At 36.0% G+C, this 22,109-nt stretch carries 17 protein-coding genes and 3 pseudogenes; all 20 read left to right on the top strand.

Annotated elements, in window-relative coordinates; all coding sequences use genetic code 11:
- The 20 genes and pseudogenes from IPM34_02030 to IPM34_01935 all read left to right on the top strand — a co-directional run bounded on the left by IPM34_02030 (position 1) and on the right by IPM34_01935 (position 22,060).
- Positions 1-2,790 carry a DEAD/DEAH box helicase family protein gene (locus tag IPM34_02030; GenBank protein ID MBK8954320.1) on the top strand — a complete coding sequence of 930 codons (2,790 nt, stop codon included), beginning with the start codon at positions 1-3 and terminating at the stop codon, positions 2,788-2,790.
- Positions 2,790-4,355, top strand: coding sequence for an N-6 DNA methylase (locus IPM34_02025; GenBank protein MBK8954319.1), 1,566 nt, complete (start codon positions 2,790-2,792; stop codon positions 4,353-4,355). The genes IPM34_02030 and IPM34_02025 overlap by 1 nt, the downstream gene beginning before the upstream one ends.
- On the top strand, positions 4,355-5,497 hold the full coding sequence (locus IPM34_02020) for a restriction endonuclease subunit S (protein MBK8954318.1): 1,143 nt from the start codon (positions 4,355-4,357) through the stop codon (positions 5,495-5,497). The genes IPM34_02025 and IPM34_02020 overlap by 1 nt, the downstream gene beginning before the upstream one ends.
- Positions 5,494-6,240, top strand: a complete 747-nt coding sequence (locus tag IPM34_02015) for a hypothetical protein (protein MBK8954317.1) — start codon at positions 5,494-5,496, stop codon at positions 6,238-6,240. The genes IPM34_02020 and IPM34_02015 overlap by 4 nt, the downstream gene beginning before the upstream one ends.
- Positions 6,237-8,537 (top strand): hypothetical protein, encoded by a 2,301-nt coding sequence (locus IPM34_02010; protein ID MBK8954316.1) that lies wholly within the window; start codon positions 6,237-6,239, stop codon positions 8,535-8,537. Before IPM34_02015 ends, IPM34_02010 begins: the two co-directional genes overlap by 4 nt.
- Positions 8,538-8,836: 299 nt before the next feature.
- Positions 8,837-9,775: a hypothetical protein gene (locus IPM34_02005; GenBank protein MBK8954315.1), complete on the top strand. Its 939-nt coding sequence runs from the start codon at positions 8,837-8,839 to the stop codon at positions 9,773-9,775.
- A 221-nt stretch (positions 9,776-9,996) separates the two neighbouring features.
- A complete protein-coding gene (locus IPM34_02000; GenBank protein ID MBK8954314.1) occupies positions 9,997-10,470 on the top strand; it encodes a hypothetical protein in 474 nt (157 codons plus the stop codon).
- A 461-nt stretch (positions 10,471-10,931) separates the two neighbouring features.
- Positions 10,932-11,816, top strand: a complete 885-nt coding sequence (locus IPM34_01995) for a helix-turn-helix transcriptional regulator (GenBank protein MBK8954313.1) — start codon at positions 10,932-10,934, stop codon at positions 11,814-11,816.
- A 54-nt stretch (positions 11,817-11,870) separates the two neighbouring features.
- The gene (locus IPM34_01990) at positions 11,871-12,413 is read left to right on the top strand and encodes a hypothetical protein (GenBank protein ID MBK8954312.1); all 543 of its coding nucleotides are present in this window, start codon (positions 11,871-11,873) and stop codon (positions 12,411-12,413) included.
- Positions 12,414-12,491: 78 nt separating this feature from the next.
- The gene (locus IPM34_01985; protein ID MBK8954311.1) at positions 12,492-12,986 is read left to right on the top strand and encodes a hypothetical protein; all 495 of its coding nucleotides are present in this window, start codon (positions 12,492-12,494) and stop codon (positions 12,984-12,986) included.
- Position 12,987: 1 nt separating this feature from the next.
- Positions 12,988-13,515, top strand: coding sequence for a DinB family protein (locus IPM34_01980; protein MBK8954310.1), 528 nt, complete (start codon positions 12,988-12,990; stop codon positions 13,513-13,515).
- Between the two features lie 152 nt (positions 13,516-13,667).
- Entirely contained in the window at positions 13,668-14,543 is an 876-nt protein-coding gene (locus tag IPM34_01975) for a hypothetical protein (GenBank protein ID MBK8954309.1), read from the top strand.
- Positions 14,544-14,722: 179 nt separating this feature from the next.
- The gene (locus IPM34_01970) at positions 14,723-15,202 is read left to right on the top strand and encodes a hypothetical protein (GenBank protein ID MBK8954308.1); all 480 of its coding nucleotides are present in this window, start codon (positions 14,723-14,725) and stop codon (positions 15,200-15,202) included.
- 23 nt (positions 15,203-15,225) lie between these two features.
- On the top strand, positions 15,226-16,332 hold the full coding sequence (locus IPM34_01965; GenBank protein MBK8954307.1) for a beta-lactamase family protein: 1,107 nt from the start codon (positions 15,226-15,228) through the stop codon (positions 16,330-16,332).
- Between the two features lie 466 nt (positions 16,333-16,798).
- Entirely contained in the window at positions 16,799-17,674 is an 876-nt protein-coding gene (locus tag IPM34_01960) for a T9SS type A sorting domain-containing protein (protein MBK8954306.1), read from the top strand.
- A 63-nt stretch (positions 17,675-17,737) separates the two neighbouring features.
- Positions 17,738-18,424, top strand: a pseudogene (locus IPM34_01955) (DUF4386 domain-containing protein).
- Between the two features lie 7 nt (positions 18,425-18,431).
- Positions 18,432-18,836, top strand: coding sequence for a hypothetical protein (locus IPM34_01950; protein ID MBK8954305.1), 405 nt, complete (start codon positions 18,432-18,434; stop codon positions 18,834-18,836).
- 18 nt (positions 18,837-18,854) lie between these two features.
- Positions 18,855-19,667 (top strand): CPBP family intramembrane metalloprotease, encoded by an 813-nt coding sequence (locus tag IPM34_01945; protein ID MBK8954304.1) that lies wholly within the window; start codon positions 18,855-18,857, stop codon positions 19,665-19,667.
- 129 nt (positions 19,668-19,796) lie between these two features.
- Positions 19,797-20,752 (top strand): annotated as a pseudogene (locus tag IPM34_01940) (aldo/keto reductase).
- Between the two features lie 843 nt (positions 20,753-21,595).
- Positions 21,596-22,060 (top strand): annotated as a pseudogene (locus IPM34_01935) (VOC family protein).
- Positions 22,061-22,109 lie beyond the last annotated feature (49 nt).

Genomic DNA, 22,109 nt, shown 5'->3' with positions numbered 1-22,109 from the left:
GTGAAAAACGAAAAACTGACAAGGAAAGAAATCATTGACCACCGCTTAAAACAAGCGGGCTGGAATGTGACTGACCGAACTCAGGTAATTGAGGAATTTGATATTCACTTGACAGTTGTTGAAGAACCAACAACACCATACGCAGGACACCAATACAGCGACTATGTTTTATTGGGCAAGGACGGCAAACCGCTTGCAGTTGTTGAAGCAAAAAAAACTTCTGTGGACGCTGCACTTGGACGGGAACAAGCCAAACAATATTGCTACAATATCAAACAAACACAAGGCGTTGACTTGCCTTTTTGCTTTTATACCAACGGACACGACATCTACTTTTGGGACCTAGACAACTATCCACCAAAAAAAGTCTATGGGTTTCCGACCCGTGACGACCTTGAACGCTATGCATACATACGCAAAGCAAGAAAGCAATTAGCAGGTGAACTTATCAATACTAAAATTGCAGGACGGAATTATCAGATTGCATCAATCCGTGCGGTGGTGGAAGCCGTTGAGAAACGGAAACGCAAATTCTTGTTGGTAATGGCGACAGGAACAGGCAAGACAAGAACTTGTATTGCTTTGGTTGACGCACTAATGAGAGCAGGTTGGGCAGAAAGAGTTTTGTTCTTGGTTGACAGAATTGCACTTCGTGACCAAACACTAGAAGCATTCAAAGAGCATTTGCCCAACGAACCACGATGGCCAAAGCAAGGCGAAAAAGAAATTGCTACCGACAGACGAATTTATGTTTCAACGTATCCGACCATGTTGAACGTGATTCGCAATGAAGAAAAAAGTTTAAGTCCGCATTTCTTTGACTTGATTGTGGTGGACGAAAGCCATCGAAGTATCTACAACACCTATCAGGAAATTCTTGATTACTTTAATACCATTACACTTGGCTTGACAGCCACGCCAACGGATGTAATTGACCACAACACGTTTCAGTTGTTTGAATGTGAAGATGGCGTTCCAACCTTTGCTTATTCGTATGATGAAGCAGTAAACCACATTCCGCCATTCCTGAGCAATTTTCAGGTAATGAAAATCAAAACCAAGTTTCAGGACGAAGGAATAAACAAACGGACAATTACTTTGGAAGACCAACAAAAACTGATGTTGGAAGGAAAGGAAATTGAAGAAATCAATTACGAAGGAACTGAGATTGAAAAAAAGGTAATCAACAGAGGAACGAATGCTTTGATTGTCCGAGAATTCATGGAAGAAAGCATCAAAGATGCCAACGGAGTATTGCCAGGAAAAACGATTTTCTTTTGTATTAGCAAAGCCCATGCAAGACGAGTAGAAGAATTTTTTGATTCCCTTTATCCCGAATACAAAGGCGAATTAGCCAAAGTTTTGGTAAGTGAAGACCCAAGAGTTTACGGAAAAGGTGGTTTACTTGACCAGTTTGTTCACAATGATATGCCACGCATTGCCATTAGTGTTGACATGCTCGACACGGGCATTGATGTTCGTGAATTGGTGAATTTAGTTTTTGCAAAACCCGTTTACAGCTACACCAAGTTTTGGCAAATGATAGGCAGAGGAACTCGTTTACTCGAACCTGAAAAAATAAAACCTTGGTGCACTCAAAAAGACAACTTCCTAATTCTTGATTGTTGGGACAATTTTGAGTATTTCAAACTCAATCCTAGAGGAAAAGAACTGAAAGGACAGATTCCTTTACCTGTTCGCTTGTTTGGTGTGCGATTGGAAAAGATTGAAGAAGCCAGAACACGGAGCAATTCAGAAATTGTAAATAAGGAAGTTCTGAAAATCAGAAAACAAGTTGAAGCACTTCCGAAAAATTCAGTTGTAATCATGGAAGCTAAACATGAATTGCAACGCTTGGAAGATGAAAACTTTTGGAACAATCTAACTTCTGACAAAATGGAATTTTTAGAAGCAGTGGTAAAACCCTTGCTTCGTACGGTTTCGGATGTGGATTTCAAAGCCATGCGATTTGAAAAAGACATTGTTGAAGTTTCGTTGGCTCATTTGGCGGGTGAAACCGAAAAGTTTGAAACATTGAAAGAAAGCATCATTGAAGAGATTGGCGAACTTCCTTTGAGCATCAACATCGTGGCAAGAGAACAAGAATTGATTCGACAAGCACAAAGCAATCATTTTTGGTCAACCATAAATGAAGAAAAGTTTGAAGAACTGATTCAGAAACTTTCACCATTGATGAAATTTCGTGAAGCGGTTATTCCTTTAGCTCCTGCAAAATTCAACTTTAAAGATATTGTAGCCGAAAAAGAATTTATTGAGTTTGGTCCGCAACACGAAGCGTTGAGTGTAGCCAAATACCGTGAACTGGTAGAAAAGAAAATCAATGAACTGGTTTCAAGCAGTCCTATTTTACAAAAACTAAAACAAGGTCAGGAAATCACAACAGATGAAGCTGAACAATTAGCAGAAGAATTACACAACGAGCATCCGCATATTACCATTGATTTGCTTCGCAAGGTTTATAACCACCGCAAAGCGGCATTGGTGCAATTCATCAAACACATTTTAGGAATTGAACAATTAGAAACTTTTGCCGAAACTGTTACCAAAGCATTTGATGACTTTATTGCCAAACATAGTTACCTCACCAGCCGCCAACTGCAATTTTTGGACTTGCTCAAAAACTTTGTATTAGAAAAAGGTGATGTGAGCAAACGAAACCTGATTGAATCTCCTTTTACCATGCTTCATCCCGAAGGGATAAGAGGAATTTTCAACCAAAGAGAGATTGACGAAATTTTAATTTTAACCGAAAAAGTATTAGCCGCATAATGTTACAAAACAACTCAGAATTAAAGTCTCTGATAGACAAACTTTGGAATAACTTCTGGAGTGGTGGAATTAGCAATCCACTTACTGCTATTGAGCAAATCACGTATCTAATTTTCATGAAACGATTGGATGAATTAGAATCCAAGAGAGAACGTGATGCAGAGTTCACGGGGGAAAAGTACTCATCCAGATTCAAAGGGAAATTCACAATTCCTGGCAGTGAGCAAACCATTGATAAAAATGAATTAAGATGGAGTGTATTTAAGCATATGCCAGCTGATGAAATGCTTTTTCATGTACAATCCAAGGTTTTCCCTTTTCTTAAAGAATTAAACGGTGAAACCTCTCCGTTTACTAAGCATATGGCTAATGCAGTGTTCATTATGCCCAAGGCTAGTTTATTGGTAGAAGCTATAAATATTATAGAGCAAATTTTCACTGAAATCGAAAGAGATGCTACTGAAGGCGGGCATGCTTTTCAAGATATTCAAGGGGATGTTTATGAAATGCTCTTAAGTGAAATTGCTACGGCTGGCAAAAACGGGCAGTTCCGCACTCCAAGACATATTATCAAACTTATGGCAGAATTAGTAGCTCCTCAACTAGGACAACGCATTGCCGACCCTGCTTGTGGAACAGGTGGTTTCTTGTTGGGTGCATATCAATACATACTTACCGATTTGGTGAGAAAGAAAGACCCTACAAAATTACAGAAAGATGAAGATGGTTTTGAACGTGCTGCCATCAGTGCCGTTTTAACGCAAAAAGTAAAAACCATACTCGACCAGAGTTTTGTGGGTTATGATATTGACACAACGATGGTGCGTTTGGGTTTTATGAACATGATGATGCACGGCATTGACGAACCCAAAATTGATTACAAAGACACGTTAAGCAAAACCTACAACGAAGACAGCCAGTTCGACATTATTATGGCAAATCCGCCTTTTACAGGCAACATTGATAAAGGTGATATTAACGAAGGGCTGAAACTGCCCACCACCAAAACCGAACTGCTTTTTGTAGAACGCATTTTTAATATGCTGAAAATGGGTGGAACTGCTGCCGTAATTGTGCCCAGTGGTGTAATACAAAACAGCGGAAAAGCCTTTGAAGGTGTGAGAAAACTAATCATTGATAAAGCAGAACTTAAAGCTGTAATAGCCGTGCCAAGCGGTACATTTAAACCCTACGCAGGCGTAAGCACCGCTATTTTGATTTTTACCAAAGGCGGAGAAACCAACAATGTATGGTTTTATGATATGCAAGCTGATGGCTACACCTTAGACGACAAACGAAACAAAATTGCGGAAAGCGACTTGCCCGACATTGTGCAACGCTACAAAAGCAGAGATGCCAAGAAAGACAATGACCGAAAGCAGAAATACTTCATGGTGCCGAAAAAGGAACTAGTAGAAAACAACTACGACCTGAACCTGAGCACCTACAAAGAAGAAGTGTATGAAGAAGTAGTGCATGAGAAGCCGGAGGTGATTTTTGGGAAATTGGAAAGCATGGAAGCGGAAATTCAAAAAGGATTGGCGGAATTAAAAGAGTTGATGTAATGAAGTTTGAAAAACTTGGAAATATTGCAACTATTAAAACAGGGAAGTATGATGTAAATCATTCAACCCCTGATGGCGAGTATGTGTTTTATACTTGTGCATACGGACAATTTAAGTCGCCAACCTATTCATTTGAAGGTCCTGCAATTATATTACCCGGAAATGGTGCAAACGTTGGTGAAGTTTTTTTCTATGATGGAAAATTTGAAGCGTATCAACGAACCTATGTAGTTCAAAATTTCAAAGCTGACCCGAATTACATTTATGCTTATTTCAAAGCTGAATGGAAAAAGAGTTTACACAATAAGCAATTTGGTTCTGCGACTAATTACATAAGATTAAATAACCTGACGGATTTCTCTATTCCTCTTCCTTCACTTCCCGACCAACTCCACATAGCCAACATCCTCAGCAATGCCGAAAACCTGATAGCCCAACGCAAAGAAAGCATCCGCCTGCTGGATGATTTTTTGAAAAGCACGTTTTTGGAGATGTTTGGGGATGCATCAACAAATAAGAATAAATTCCAGAAAGGCACAATAAGAGATGTTGTTTCAGAAGTAAAATATGGAACAAGTAGTCCAGCCGAAGAAGAAGGTTTATATCCATACCTTAGGATGAATAATATAACTCCAGATGGTTACATGGATTATTCAAAGTTGAAATACATCAATATTGTTGACCAGAAAGAAAAAGAAAAATATGTAGTGAGAAAAGGTGATTTACTCTTCAATCGAACAAATTCAAAAGAACTAGTTGGGAAAACGGGAGTATTCAATGAAGATTCAGAAATGATAATTGCTGGATATTTAATTAGAATAAGAACAAATGAAAAAGCCAATCCTTGGTTTTTATGGGGCTATTTAAATTCTATACATGGTAAACAAACACTGTTGGGAATGTGTAAAAGCATTGTTGGCATGGCAAACATTAATGCACAAGAATTACAAGGAATTAAGATCTTAATTCCCCCCATCGAACTCCAAACCCAATTTGCCCAAATCGTAGAAAAAACAGAAGCCCTCAAAACCCAATACCAACAAAGTTTGCAAGAGTTGGAGAATTTGTATGGCAGTTTGAGCAAAAAAGCGTTTAGGGGGGAGTTGAGTATTAATAAAAATCAAAAAGCAGTTCAGGTTTGAAAACAGTAGTTATACTCATAGATTATGATAATTATTTCGGTTCTGATGTTTCAAAACTCAGTCCCGAACAAATGGAGCTTTCATTTAAAGAAATGGTTCGTTTATGTGAAACTGAATTTTCTGATTTCAATTCTGTTCAAATAAGACTGTATGGGGGTTGGTATAAAGAAACTTCATTTACGAAAGTTGCATCGGAAGTTCAGCAGTTACTTAGCCAAGTAAATGTTTTTCCAAAAGTTTCCTCAAAAGGAATTTTAAATGGCTCAATAGAATTAGCCACTTCATTACACATTAAGCCAGAGTTTATCTGGGGCTACACTTACAAGGAAACACAAGGAGTTAAACGGATTCGAATAAACCATGAATGTGCAGATGACTTATGTAAAGACAACAAAACAACATGCCCAAAATACTTGCTATATAAGTTTACCGATAGCAAAGAGAGAAAGTGTGGTGTTGATGGCTGTGAAAATTTACACAAGAATATTTTCAAAGGTGCTGAACAGAAAATGGTGGACACATTAATAGCATGTGATGTAATTTCTACATCAGAAGACGAGACGATAATTGGAGTTTTGGTAATATCAGACGACCAAGACCATCTCCCTTCATTGGCATTAGCTTCAATTAATAAAAAAGAGAATATTCAATCTATAATTTTAGGCATAAAGAATGAACAGGTAAATGATTTTGTATCTGCTTTCATGCAGCCATTCAACATTAAAACAGCATTAGTATCATGACAAGAGAAGATATAAAAAACGATATTCTAGCGTTTGCAGATGACGATTCGGATGTATTATTTGAATCGAATGGTGACATCATTTTTTATAAGAATGGAAGCTTGCAAACTTGCCAAATTACAACCAATCAAGATGGGAATAGAATCGTAACCTATCAAGGGGAACAATTTGCATATAGAACATTTATTGCAAAGAAACTTGCAAACCTTGAACTGTTCGCAAGGAAAATTATTGAAAAGCGAAAAACTATTGATGCTTTTGTTGATAGTCCAGCCATTTTGAAATCAGTTCATACGGCAACACGAAATACGGCTTTAACTTTATTAAGTCAAGAGTGCGATAATTTTTTAGAATTTGGTTCGAAAATTAGTTTCATAACAGCAGATGCTGGCCATGGAAAAAGTGCATTATTAAAGCAGTATCAATATTTACAAGCAGACCGCTATTTAAAGAATCAATCTTCTTATCTCTTTTGGCATATTGACTTACAAGGTCGTGATTTGGTAAGGTTACCTGAAGCGATCATGTTTGACTTAGGAGAATTGAGACTGCCAGGTTTATATTATTCATCCGTTATCAACTTAATTCAAAAGCGATATATCATTCTTGCAATTGATGGATTTGACGAATTAGCAGCAGAAATTGGTGGCATGAATGCCGTTTCTTCTCTTGCAAATTTCATCAACGAAATGCAAGGTCAAGGGACATTGATTGCAGCGTCAAGAAGAACATTTTTCGACACACATGATTATTTGAAAAGAACATCATTACTTAAAAGCAATGTTCCTCATGACATTATTTTTAATGAATTGAAATTGAAAGATTGGACAAAGAAAGAAGTTGTTGAATATTTTAATAATTGTGCGTTTGATGAATCTGAAAAAATATACGACTGTGTTGTAGCTGAATTGCACGATGAAAATCACCCAATATTAACAAGACCCTTTCTTCTCACTAAACTTGCTACTGCCATTGAAGGTGACAAAGAACTTATTCCGTTATTCTTCTCAAAGACAAGCAGACCTGAACAAGGCGTTTCTCAAATTGTGGAAGCCTTTACAATGAGAGAAGTTGATAAATGGAAAGAAAGGGATAGCAAAACAGGAAAACCATATTTAAGTTTTGACCAACATATTAGGTTCCTTTCAGAAGTTGCCAATGCCATGTGGGAATCAAAGCGAGACTATGTAACAGTAGAAGAAATTGAACACTATGCTGCAATACTTTTAAGCGTTTGGGGAATTGATGAAACAATTAGACCTGTCGTAATGAACATGGTAAAATCGCATGCTTTTTTGATTCCAGTAAATGAATCCAAATTTGACGCAAGAAAATTTGACCACGAAGAATTTAAAAATTACTTTCTTGCCCGTTCCTTAGCTGAATTAATTGAGACAGCACCCAATAACTCAAACTTCTACAGATTAAAACAATTTTTATACATAGACCAACTGCCCGATTCGGTTGGTATGTATTGCTTCAATTATGTTAAGGATTTACAAACACATATTCATACGATAATTCAAATTTTCAAACACTTGATAGATGAGGAATACAAACCAACTTATCTGCAAATGAATATTGGAACTTTATTTCCTTTCATGATTGATAAAATTCCTTTTGAAGAATCAATAACCTTTGATTCCAATGTCACTTACACAAGCTTGGTTTTTGAAAACAAAAATCTAAAAAATATAACTTTTGAAAATGGAACTTTCATAAACATCAGCCTAAGGGACACATGTCTTGAAAATGTGCATTTTATAAATTGTTCATTCAATGAAGTTAAAATTGAAATTACATCTTCCAACTGCTTTAAAAATGTATCGCTTAAAGATTATCAAGTAATTTCAATAGTGTTGCTTCATGATGGTGATGTGAAAGAAGTAGCTTATTCACCTGAAAGAATAAAAGAGTTACTAATTCTAAGTGGTATTAAAGTTCAAGAAGAACAGCCTGAGCCAGAAGGAACAACGAAGGACTTATTAGAAGAAAAGAGTGAGTTCAAGAAAACACTTAATCGCTTTTTACTCAAGTTCAATAAGATGACAATTCAATATGAAAAGAGTATTGTTGACGAAAAGCATTTTGGTATAAATTCAAGCATCGTAGTTGACGAAATTATTCCATTGGCACATAACTATGGAATTATTGAAACAATTGAAAACAAACATACAAGACAAGCGCAATCAAAAGCATGGAGATTGGTTGTTCCTATTGAAGAACTATTAAAGTATGACGGTGTAGTAGAAAGCAATAAACTGTCAAAATTCTGGAATGAAGTTAATAGTAAATAGCCAACGCACAGATGTAAGCACATTTGCAAGCCGCACAAGCCCAAGCACAGACTAAAGCTTGCAAAAGAGCTTCCACCTTTCCCACGCAGACAAAATTGAATTAAAAAAAATCTCCTCCCCTTCTGAAAATAAAAAATACACAACCGCACAGACCGTCACGACAAAGACAGTGAAACTCAACAATGACAATGGTTTCCAACGTTGGAAAGACAGAAGGCCTACTGGTAACATCGTGGTGCCTCAATTGGCGGAGACGTGCAAAATTGAAGCTGAGTGCTACTATAAAACTTTTGTGCAGGTTGACAGTGAAACGCTCGGAAATCGCCAACTGCGGTAACACGCAAAACGTTAGCGACAACACCATGTATAGATATTTTCTAATCTTAATTATTGTTTTAGGCATTGTTGGTTTAATTATTAAGTATCAGACTTCTTATTCCTATCAATGCAAAAGGCTAAAGTCCTTGGCATTCCATGAGAAGTTCAATCTGACAATGATAGATGCAAAACTTGAAGAGTTATCGGTAAAATTAGATAATATCACTAAAGAAGAGTTTAATAGTTGCAATTGCGCCAATGTAATTTGGTCTGAATTTCAAAAGGATAAAAGAAGATTTTCTAATTATTCGCAATTTACTACGCAAGATCCTTCATGGTATCTAAGAAATCTTCCCATAAGAATAGAAAGAATGAATTTAAAAACTGAATTTAGACTCAATTCAATTCATTCATTACAGGATTCATTCACTTATGTAATTAATAGATTTATTTCCAAACAAAATAAAAGACATGATTATTATAATTCCTATCCCTGTATTGAAGTCGAAAGCGAATTTCTAAGAGATAACAGAAACAGATTACAAAAAGAATATTTTATATATCTTGATGATACCTCACATTCTTTTGAAATTAGAGACCATATAATACGTTCTCTTTTTGATTCAAGCGATGAAATTGAAAATGAAATATTGAATAGAATTTCTAACTATTTGCATCAAGATATATTTTCTCGAATGCTAGGATTTTTAAGAACGAGCGGTTCAGATAGAACCGTACAATATTTAGTAATGCTATTAGAAAATAAAGAATTAAATCTAGAGCAGAAAAAACTTATAATCGATGCTATTATCCAGATAATTGAAGGAGGAAAGGTAAAAGTTAGTACAAATAATAAATTTTATAAGCTTATTAAGGATTCCAATTTAGATACTTTGGTTGGACACTCCAGCCCCAAATAAATGTGCTGTCGCTAACACGGAATAGACGCCACACCACTAAGCCTCAAAAATCATTCTATCCCGATTCATCGGGATAATTTTTTCCGGTAATGAAATATTAATTTCTTACTTTTGGATACCAATGGTTTGGCGGTGCAGCGTCTTTGCCCAACCGTTGCCAGCCATATAAATAAACAAATTATATAGCTTTATTAACTATATTAGATTTAAATTTACAAAGGATGAAATGGTATTTAATATCTCTTTGCTTTTCTACGCTACTATGTGTTTCTTGCAGAAAGGACTGTACCGAAACAGAGAATACGGATTACTTTATATTCGGTCATTTTTATGGGGAATGTGAAGGCGAGGGTTGTATCGAAATTTACCGAGTGGATAATAAAAATCTTTATGAAGATATCAAAGATGAGTATCCAAGTAGTAATCAATATTATGAAGGCATTTATATTCAATTGTCCGATCAAAATTTTTTGGAAACTAAAGACCTAATAAATAGTTTTCCACAAGATTTGTTAAATGAATTAAAAAACGTAGTTGGGCAACCAGATGCTGGTGATTGGGGAGGACTTTATTTTGAATACAATTTTAATGGAATTAGAAAATTTTGGCTTATAGATCAAATGAAACGAAATATTCCTTCGAAATATCATGACTTTGTTGATAAAATTAATGAAAAAATAAAGAACATGAAATAAATGCGGCTGCCAACAACCAAGTTTTCGTTGCGTATGCATTAAGAACAATGAAAACGCTGTTGAACGAAATCTGCGTTAGTTTCGCCCAGGAAGCCAAGCAAGTAAGTAAATCTATGGAGATGTCGAGCAGGGAAGAGGATAGCCCAAAGAGTTTTTTTTCGCTAGATTTGAGTTTAGGATATGACCATCTTGATCTACTTTTGAATTTTTAGGACGATCTCGTTTATAAATAGAGTGCAACCAGATAAGCCCGGCTCTATACAACGGGTTTCCCATAAATGTAACCCCGGGCTCTCCCGCTCTTATAATTGGGTATTTAATAATGGTATAAACTTTGAGCGAGACAACTTGAAATGTTGATGATTTTTTGCATAATTAATTCGGATTTTGTATTTTTATCATAAAATCATTAACATTCCTTTGAGATAGTGGCAAGCAAGGACAAACATTTTTCAATAAAGATGATTTCAACAAAATTACCAGACATAGAGACATTTACAACCGAACCTCCGGAACTGGAGGACAACATAGTAATATTGGCGAACTCAAAGACGAAATATTATTACCCTGAACATAAGACACCCTATTTATTCATAGCCAATTTTCTAAATACAGGTCGCTATGTTGCCAATAAAAGAAAAATAGAAGTTTCAGACAAGCGTTTCTATTTTCTGAACCACAACGATAATTTGGAAATAGATTTTAGTGAAAGCAAGCCCATTCAAACGCTGTTCATATTGTTTAAGCCTCAATTTATCAATGACTGTTTTAGCTATTTATTACAATCAAACGAGCAGCTTTTAAGCGTTCCTCAAATAACCAATACTGAGATTACCGTTCCAACTGTGCCTTTCGCTCTTGATATGGCTATAATGAGCAAAATATCTTTGCTTACTAAAGCAGAACAATCAAAAGACAACATAAATAATCACCTTACAGAATTGGCTATAGACATTGCGGTTCAAATTTGCTGTACACAAACAAAAATGAATAATATTCAAGCTGTCAAACGAACAACCAGAGAAGAAATTTACAGTCGTATTTTTCAATCCATTGAAATAATGAACGATTCAATTTATGAAAAGAAAACATTAGATAAAATAGCTGAATTAGTTTGTATGAACAAGTTTCATTTTCTCAGCCATTTCAAAAGTATCACTGGAACTACTCCACATCAATATTATACTCAAATAAAACTTCAAAAAGCATTTGAACTTCTTCATAGTAAAGACTATTCTGTAAGTGAGGTCTGCTTTGCCCTCGACTTTGAAAGCGTAGGTTCGTTTAGTAATTTATTTAAACGGAAATTTCATATTGTCCCATCGCAAATTCCCAATTTTCGATAAATCGCCTATTGTTGTTGCTCGTTTCTTTGTAGTAAATTTTAATCGCAATATGATATGAAATTTACCTGCATTTTTATCATCACTTCATTAATTATTACAGCCTGTGGAAACAAGGTTCAAACAAGGGACGACACAACTTTTAAAGCTGAAAAGATATCACAAACGGCAACTATAATTGTAAATGACAAAATAATAACTGTCTTCCCGCTATTCGGTGCATTTGAAGAACGGAAATGGGCAAAGGGATGGAATCCAACCTTAATTTATCCAACAACGGAAATCATTGAAGAAGGGACGACATTCAAAACACACGGTCACGGTCATGGTGAAAAGGAACTTATTTGGCGAGTTTCAAAGTTTGCCCAAGATAATTTTTTAATTCAGTATCTGGTTTCTTCCGAAAATCGATATTGGACAATTACAATAAACTGTAAACCAATAGCAGACAGTAAAACAATAGCCACTGTCACTTACACATTTATTGGATTAAATGAACTGGGTAATCAACTGAACAAGCACTTTCTGGAAGCTATGTATAAGAGCAACCTGAGCGATTGGGAGGAGGATATAAACAGTTATCTTCTAAAAAGAATTTAAAATATCTGATTTAACCACCAAAGTGCTTGTAAAAAAACTTTCTTCAAAATTTTACTTTGATAATTAAATTTCACGAATATGGACAATAATTATGACTGGAGTAAATTTACTGTAAAACAGCCAACAAATGCTTCAGTAAAACAAATTGAAAAACTCCTATCAACGCAGGCTGGATTTGAAACTTGGTTTCTCAGAGAGGCCATATTTATGAGTTCTTCCGGCATAAAACGCAAGGAGCAAGAGGTCATTCAGCCCACAGATACATACAGATGGATGTGGTACGGATATCCCGATTCAGTTTTTGAAACGGGTGAAATCTTAAGTGCAGAAGCTGATGAGTTTATCCGTTTCAGATTTGGAAATGCAGGAATCGTAAGTATTAAAATTCTGTCAGAAAATAACCTTACAATAATTGAACTCATTCAAACCCAAATTCCCACAAACGAGGAGGCAAAAGTTTCATGGCATCTTGGCTGTAAAACGGGATGGACTTTTTATTTACTTAATTTAAAATCTATTCTTGAAGGAGGTTTGGATTTAAGAAACAGAAATAATGAACTACGATTAGATTAATATGATATTTGAACTGAATAAAGCAATAGAAATTTTAACTCAAACGCCGAAAACGGTTGAGAGCATGCTTTCAGGATTGTCAGAGGAGTGGGTATTTGTAACAGAAGGAGATAACACATGGAGTGCCTATGACATAGTTGGACATTTAATTCATGGAGAAAAAACGGATTGGATACCAAGAATGGAAATAATACTTAGTACTTCAAACGAAAGAGTATTTGAGCCGTTTGACAGATTTGCACAGTTTCAGAATAGTAAAGACCAAAATATTCAGCAGTTGCTTTCAGAATTCTCAGTGCTTAGAGCTAAAAATATCGATAGATTGATGCAAACCAGAATAACGTTCACGGACCTGGAAAAAACAGCAATTCATCCTGCATTTGGAACGGTAACGCTATCGCAATTACTATCGACTTGGGTAGTTCACGACCTGAACCACATTGCCCAAATTTCAAGGGTATTAGCAAAGCAATACAAAAATGAAGTTGGCCCTTGGACAGAATACCTGAAAATATTGAGAATTGACTAATCCACAAGATTGCCAGCCACTAACAATGAGTAAAGGTAGTGCTACAACTTTCTCCGTGAGGAAATTTTCGTAAATTTGCAAACACATTTCCTAACTTAACCTAGACTTCAAAACCGCACTCCCCTTCCCCGGGAACTGTTAGCGTCAACACCATGTATAGATATTTTCTAATCTTAATTATTGTTTTAGGCATTGTTGGTTTGATTATTAAGTATCAGACTTCTTATTCCTATCAATGCAAAAGGCTAAAGTCCTTGGCATTCCATGAGAAGTTCAATCTGACAATGATAGATGCAAAACTTGAAGAGTTATCGGTAAAATTAGATAATATCACTAAAGAAGAGTTTAATAGTTGCAATTGCGCCAATGTAATTTGGTCTGAAATTCTAAAGGATAAAAGAAGATCTTCTAATTATTCGCAATTTACTACGCAAAATCCTTCATGGTATCTAAGAAATCTTCCCATAAGAATAGAAAGAATGAATTTAAAAACTGAATTTAGACTCAATTCAATTCATTCATTACAGGATTCATTCACTTATGTAATTAATAGATTTATTTCCAAACAAAATAAAAGACATGATTATTATAATTCCTATCCCTGTATTGAAGTCGAAAGCGAATTTCTAAGAGATAACAGAAACAGATTACAAAAAGAATATTTTATATATCTTGATGATACCTCACATTCTCTTGAAATTAGAGACCATATAATACGTTCTCTTTTTGATTCAAGCGATGAAATTGAAAATGAAATATTGAATAGAATTTCTAACTATTTGCATCAAGATATATTTTCTCGAATGCTGGGATTTTTAAGAACGAGCGGTTCAGATAGAACCGTACAATATTTAGTAATGCTATTAGAAAATAAAGAATTAAATCTAGAGCAGAAAAAACTTATAATCGATGCTATTATCCAGATAATTGAAAGAGGAAAGTTAAAAGTTAGTTCAAATAATAAATTTTATAAGCTTATTAAGGATTCCAATTTAGATACCTTGGTTGGACACTCCATCCCCAAATAAATGTGCTGTCACTAACACGGAATAGACGCCACACCACTAAGCATCAAAAATCATTCTCTCCCTATTCATCAGGGATAATTTTTTCCGGTAGTAAAAATTAATTTCTTACTTTTGGTTAACAATGGTTTGGCGGTGCAGCGTCCGTGCCAAATCCGTTGTCGGATATTTAACGATTTCTTATGAACAGTAAACTAAATCTCTGGTTAAAGACATTTTTAAAGAACTACTCCCTTGCCCCGCTCGAACTTAAGTTCTTTGCTGTGTTTTGTGTCTGTGTTACAGTTCTGAGTTTAGTCATTCAACTTTTATTTCCAATTAGAGTTGAAGAGTCAATTATTCCAATAACAGGCTGGAACATGGGCATGGTTTATGGGTACTGCGTGATTGTAACATTTGGTCCAATGGTAACTGTTCATGGGATAAATAGGAAGCTCGCACCTCAATATAGCAACATACTACTTTTGGCAGTCTTTATAATTATTCACCTTGTTGATATAGCGACCTGGAGCGGAGGGTATGAGGATAATCCATATCTTTTCAGAAGTGCTTGGCGCCCAGTCTGGACTGTGGTGCTTCCTGGACTGTGGATTATTATATTGCTCTCTCCGAGAATCAAGAATTACTATCAATCATTAGTAACTAAGAAAGTCGTAGAGTAACAAAAATCCCGACAACACAGGCTATGCACCACGACCCGTACAATGCCAACCCGCAAAAGGTTCAGCCACGGCGCATCGTCAAAACCGTTAGCGGTCAGCTTAGTACGACCCACAAAGACAGAAAATACATCAAGCTGAAACAGATATTTTTCATACTACATCTATTTATTTCTGCCAGCATTTGCAACGGCCAGACAATAGGCAATAAGATCGACAGCATCGTTCATAAGTACGACAATTTGGGCGGGTACAATGGAATAATTATCGTAGGTTTTGGAGCAGACAGCCTATTAACGTTTGAGTATGGCTACAAAGACCCGACAACAAAAAAAGATAGAATTTCATTGAACGACAGGTTTGACCTTGCTTCGGTAGCTAAACAGTTTACAGGTCTTGCCATATTACAGTTGATTGAAAAAGGAGTAATTCATCAGGAAGATTCCATAGGAAAATATTTTCCCAAGCTAAAACCTGCGTTGCAAAAGGTAACCATAAAACAATTGGCAAATCATACCAATGGCATCCACGACTTTTATTCTTTGACAACGAGACACGATACGGTAAACAAGCAGGAAGCAATAACAATGTTGTCCAAACTCGATACCACAGTATTTGCACCCGGAAGCAGATGGGGATATAGTAATTCGGGATATCTGTTGCTTTCAGAAATCGTAGAGCAGGTTACAAAGATGTCTTTTCAAGATTATTGCCATAAAAATGTTCTTGTTCCATTGGGTATGACACAAGCGTGTTATCTTCCTGAGTGTAGTATGAAATTATATGGATACGATGATTCTTTAAACCCGGTCATTTTTAATGCCTTTAGCTCAGGTGAAGCGGGAATGTATGTTTCAGGAAAAGATTTAATTGCCTATTACCAAACCGTTTGCAGAAATCCAGAACATTGGGCAAAGTATTTTGTACAGTCCCACGAATTTTCTGAAGCCAGCAATACCGAAAACTGGAATTATGGTTTCGGATGGTTTTTTACGGAAGATCGTCTCGGAAAATTCAGGGCACATTCAGGACGAAATTGGGGTGCTCATACGTATATCAGGTGGTATGATGATACCAATATCTTTTTGTGTTTGCTTTCTAATAAAAAGACCGATAATTTTTTAAAGAGTTAAGAGAAGAAATAGCAAATTTATTGGTTGAAGAAATTAAAAAATGAAAGGGCAATGGCTATGACAATTTCAAGCCGAACCGCTAACACGGGTTTTGCGACAGGCAGAGTGACATACAAACTTGAAGCTATGTACTTCTATACAGGTTCAGTGCTGGTTGAAAGTTTTGTGTTCCAAAACCCGCCCGAACGCAAAGCCGCAAACAGTTGGCAGCTATAGATAAATTGCTATATGAGAATATTATTTTTAACCTTATAACAGTGTCCAGCTTAACACTATCATGTTTTAAGCGGGCTACAGATAGGTTTGAAAAATATTATGAAGTCATAAGTGAATTGGAAAAGCATCAACATACATGGAGAATTATCCACGCCACTCCTATCTTTGTGGGTTAGAAATTACGGCTGCCAACACGGCAGCAAATTTAACTCAAAACAACAGGTATCTAATATGTCTTATTTTATCTACCATGAAGACACTTTTACTTTTTCTATTATTGTCGACGCAAACGTTTGCTCAAACATGGGCTCCAATTGGTGCAAAGTGGACTTACACCCAAAGTACAATCAATCCAAATTATACAACATTCAAAACTTTTGAGTCCATTTCAGATACATCGATAAATGGCCAAAGTTGTAAGATCTTAACTGTGATCGAAAATAGCGGACCTGGTTCTTCTATCACCTACCAAGAATTCACCTATTCAGACAGCAATAAAGTCTATTTTTATAAAAACAATGACTGGTGCCTAATATATGACTTTAACGCCAAGCAAAATGATTCATTCGTTTTGAATTGTACTTTCGGTGCAGTCAAACATCCTGTTGTGGTGAAAGTATTAGCAGTGGACACAATTACTATTAATGGAAAGCAGTTAAAACGATTTAATTATTCTGTTTTTGATCTGATTATAGGATTTTCTGGATTTGTAATCGAAGGAATCGGAAATATATATGGAATGTTTCCAATTGCTCATCACACCTATGGTGGGCCTTTGAGATGTTATGAAGATACAATTCTAGGACATTACAAAAACCAGTATTACAATTGGAATACAGCCTGGCAACAGGACTGCGATTTAATTATTACAAGTGTTGACAAGCCGAATGTTGCTGAAAATTCGAACGTGTTTCCGAATCCTTTTTACGATCATCTTACATTCCAATTCTTTAACAACATACAAACAAGGGTTACTCTTTATGATTTAATGGGAAAGTGTGTTTCAGATCAAATATTTACAAACTACGCCACAATAAATACGGAACATTTGCCACGTAGTATCTATTTTTATAAAGTAAGGAGCAATAATGGAACACGAAAAACTGGAATGATTATCAAACAGTGAAGACGAAATAAATCTGTTGCCAATACGGCATTTTAAATTGAAAAAATTTATAATACAGAAAAAATGAGTATAGAACAAAGACAATTAATTAAGACCGCAAGACTAACAGGAGTGTGGTATTTGATACTGGCTATTTCCGGAATTGTTGGATTTATGGTTCTCCACTCCAGGGTTTTTGATATAGGTGAATCTCAGAAAACGCTAAATAATTTGATTGAACTGAGTTCAATCGCAAGATTAAGTCTTGCGTTTGAGTTGGTCATAATTGTATCTCAGGCTCTTGCTGCAGTGTGGTTTTATAAGCTGTTTGGTGGCATTAATAAGTGGGTCGCTAACACCCTTGGCATTTGGTGAACAGTTAATTCGGTTGTAATAATGGTCAGTGCAATCTCAATGAGTTCTGCGCTTGCGATTGCAAATTCTTCTACCCTAAATCTTCAGGAGAAGTTCCCTTTGATAGAACTACTCACAAATATTATTTCAAACTCATGGTCGATTGGTGGACTTTACTTTGGGCTTTGGCTTATTCCAATGGGATATATTGTTGTTAGTTCTCATAGAATGCCTATTTGGTTAGGACGGATATTGATTATAGGTGGAATAGCATACCTGTTACAGACTTTTCTAAAAACCTCAGGTATTCAAAACTCTTATACTACTATGCTGGTTATCCCTGCAACGGTGGGAGAATTCTGGATGATAGGTTATTTACTTGTTTTCGGCATCCGACCTGCATTCAGAAATGAGTAACAATGAAATGATAGCTATGGACAAAAAAACTTTATTCTCAACCCTTTGGGTTTTTGCTACCCTGAATTATCTCTTTTGCGATGTGATGGGATTAATGGATTCCAACTTATTGAACCAATATCTTTCAGGAACAGTGAACGGGATGGAAATGAACGATAATTTTTTACTGTCATCCGCTATTCTCATGCAATTTCCTATCGGAATGGTTTTGCTTTCAAGGGTTTTAAATTACAAGTCTAACCGCTTGACAAATATCATTGCAGGTACTATTATGACGATTGTTCAAACAGCTACCTTATTTGTTGGTTCGCCAATTAAATACTATTTGTTTTGCAGTATTATTGAAATTACAACTACTATTTCAATTGTTGTTTTGGCTATTGGATGGAAATTTGGAACAAAAAACGTCTAAGAATAGTAAATGCCTCCTATGAATATAAATGTTGAATCGAAAAAAGATATTGGTATAGTTAAGAAAATAATTATCTATACAAGTATTGCCTATGGCATAAGCTGGATTATTGCATTTGGCATATACTTACTATTTAAAAAGGGGGACTTAACCAATTATCAACTTAATCTCTATCATTCCTTTGCAGCTATTGGGCCCACAATTGCAGCTTGGATAGCCACATATTCATTTTATGGGAAAACGGGAGTCAAAAAATTAGTAGAAAAAATAGGATTACAAGTGTTAGACAAAAAAACGATTTTATTCGTTGTTTTGCCTCTTGCGTTTTTTGGACTTGGACTTCTAATTTATCCACTTATAAAATCTACAGGATATAGCTTTGGGAACTTTGCCAATCTGAATTGGAATACTGAAAATGAAATTATAGTATGGTTACTACCCCTGTTGACCTATTCAATTTTCGAAGAAATTGGATGGAGAGGATTTTTACTTCCCCATTTGCAGGAAAAATATACAGCATGGAAGGCAACTATTCTCTTGACAGTTATTTGGGCTTTGTGGCACATTCCGTTTTTCTTTTACAGGTTTGATTTTTCTTTGGGAATTTCAATAGGTTTCTTCTTTGGAATTTTTGTTGGAGCAATAATCCTGACTTCCATTTATAATTCGAGCAAAGGGATGATGTTACCCGTAATGATATTTCACTTTTTAAATAATTTATGTTCCGAATTTGACAAAGAATTAATTGTTGCCGTATTAAGCACAGGATTTGTTTTCTTAGCAATTTACATTTGTAAGAAATTAGGAACAGAAAATCTGAGAGCGACATGAATAGAATAAAGAACTACTTCCAAAATGAATAGTAAAAACGAAAGCATAACAGCGGTAAGCTTAAAGACGAACATGTATTACTTATCCGACATAAAAAACAACAGACAATAATTTTAAAACATAGAAACAATGAAGCAAACAACAACATTAGGACACAGTAATCTAACAGTTAACAGAATTGGACTTGGTTGCATGGGCATGTCTGAGTTTTATGGTTCTTTTAGCGAACAGGAATCCATCAATACATTGCATAAAGCCATTGACTTAGGAGTGAATTTTTTCGATACAGCCGACATGTATGGTTGGGGGGCAAATGAACGACTACTAGGAAAAGCATTCAAAGGACGGTGGAGTGAAGTAATTTTAGCGACCAAGTTTGCTGTTATGCGAGGACCTAAAGGTGAATTTCTTGGACTAAATGGTAAACCCGAATACATAAGACAAGCATGTGAACAAAGTCTCCAAAATTTGGAACTCGACACAATTGATTTGTATTATATGCATCGTCAAGACCCGAAAGTAGAAATTGAAGAAATTGTTGGAACCATGAGTGACTTAGTTAAACAAGGCAAAATAAAACAATTGGGCATTTGCGAAGCGAATGCAGAAATGATTCGAAGAGCACATGCAGTTCACCCGCTTACTGCTGTGCAAAATGAATATTCCTTGTGGAGCAAAGAACCAGAGGAAGAAATTTTGGATGTATGTCAAGAACTCGGAATCACCTTTGTAGCTTATAGTCCACTTGGGCGAGGGTTCTTAACAGGGGCAATCAAAAGTCGAGCAGATTTAGAAGCAAGTGATTGGCGTCTTACACTTCCTCGATTTACAGACGGAGCGATAAAGGAAAATCTAAAATTTGTGGGGGTTGTAGAGCAAATTGCACAAGACAAAAAGTTTCCAAAGCACAAGTTGCTCTTTCATGGGTGCTAAGTAAAAACGATGAAATTGTGGCTATTCCAGGAACAAGAAAAGTTCAACGTCTCGAAGAGAATTTAGGTGCCTTTAATGTTGAACTAACTAAAGCTGATTTGGCTCTTATTCAAGAGTCCATGCCTTTAGAAACAATTGGTACTCGTTATTAGTAAGACTAAACAACTTCAACGACAGACAGAAAAGCCTAATTTAACAGCACCAACAAGAAATTGGCGGTTCAGTGGTTAAATGAAGCTATGTACTTCATCTCAAGTTCAGTGGTGAAAGACAGATTTCGTCCACGAAATCGCCAACTTCGGGTTGTTGCTAATCGTTAGTGGTCACTTATTAAACGGAACATGACTGAAAGAAAAAAAGCTATATTTGCATAACTAAGTAATTAAAATGGAAGGCACAATACAAATTCATATAGAAAAGTTACCTGAGGGCTTTTTACTTGGCCACTTCCGATGATATTCAGGGTTTGGTAGCTCAAGGGAGAACCGTCACCGAAACGCTCGGAATCGCCAGGGATGTTGTTAAAAATACTTGAATCTCAAACACAAGATCAAAACCAAGTCAAAAAACTGGTGATGCCTTTGACTATCCTTTGGTGGTTGGAATATAAATGGGAAGACTTGCTGGGTTTTAGTATAGGTATATAGTCAAGAGATTGAAGAGTTTTAGTTTTGAATTCCACAGACAGGTAGAGGAAGTCATGAAGTTTGCATTCATCAAAACAAATCATTACAACACTATCCCAAATCACAGGTCTATGCCAGAAGGAACTTTGAGAGCAATATTAAACAAGCAAATATTACTCCTGAATAGTTCCTTAAAGAAAATAAAACCACCACAAACAGGGTGCTTGCTCACTTCGGTTCATATTTTCATTCAAAATATTAGGTACTAAATCGGGCACGGCGTAAGCAGCTGACCGTTATGCGGCAACTTTAACGACAAGACGCCAAGAAAAGACAACTTAAACAGAAACTTAATAAAGAGAATAAATTATGACAAAAAGTAAATTACTTCAAATGCACAATGTAGGCATCGTAGTAAAATCCTCGACAACGCCATTTCTTTTTCGAAGAGCTAGGATTAAAACTTGAGGGACGAGCAATGGTGGGGGTGAATGGGCAGGACGAGTAACAGGACTTGGAAATCAGTCAGTAGAGATTGCAATGATGGTTACACCTGACGGACACAGCTGGTTTGAACTTTCACGGTTTCTAACCCCAGCCACGATATCCGACCATAGGACTGCTCCTTAAACTCACCGGTTATTTACGTGTAATGTTCGCCGTTGACAATATTGACGAACTAGTATTACGACTAATAAAACACGGTGCCGAACTCGTAGGAGGAAATAGTTAATTATGAGAACATTTATCGCCTTTGCTACATCTCCTGGGACGGAAGGAATTATTATCGGATTAGCTGAACAACTCGGCAATAAACCGCGACAGATATTGTAGAAAATTTCTTGACAGTGTAATTATTCCAAAAATTCAAGGACAATTATGA

The organism is Saprospiraceae bacterium (assembly GCA_016716185.1).
In the GTDB taxonomy this organism is placed as follows: Bacteria; Bacteroidota; Bacteroidia; order Chitinophagales; family Saprospiraceae; genus Vicinibacter.
This window is presented reverse-complemented; position numbering and strand designations above follow the sequence as displayed.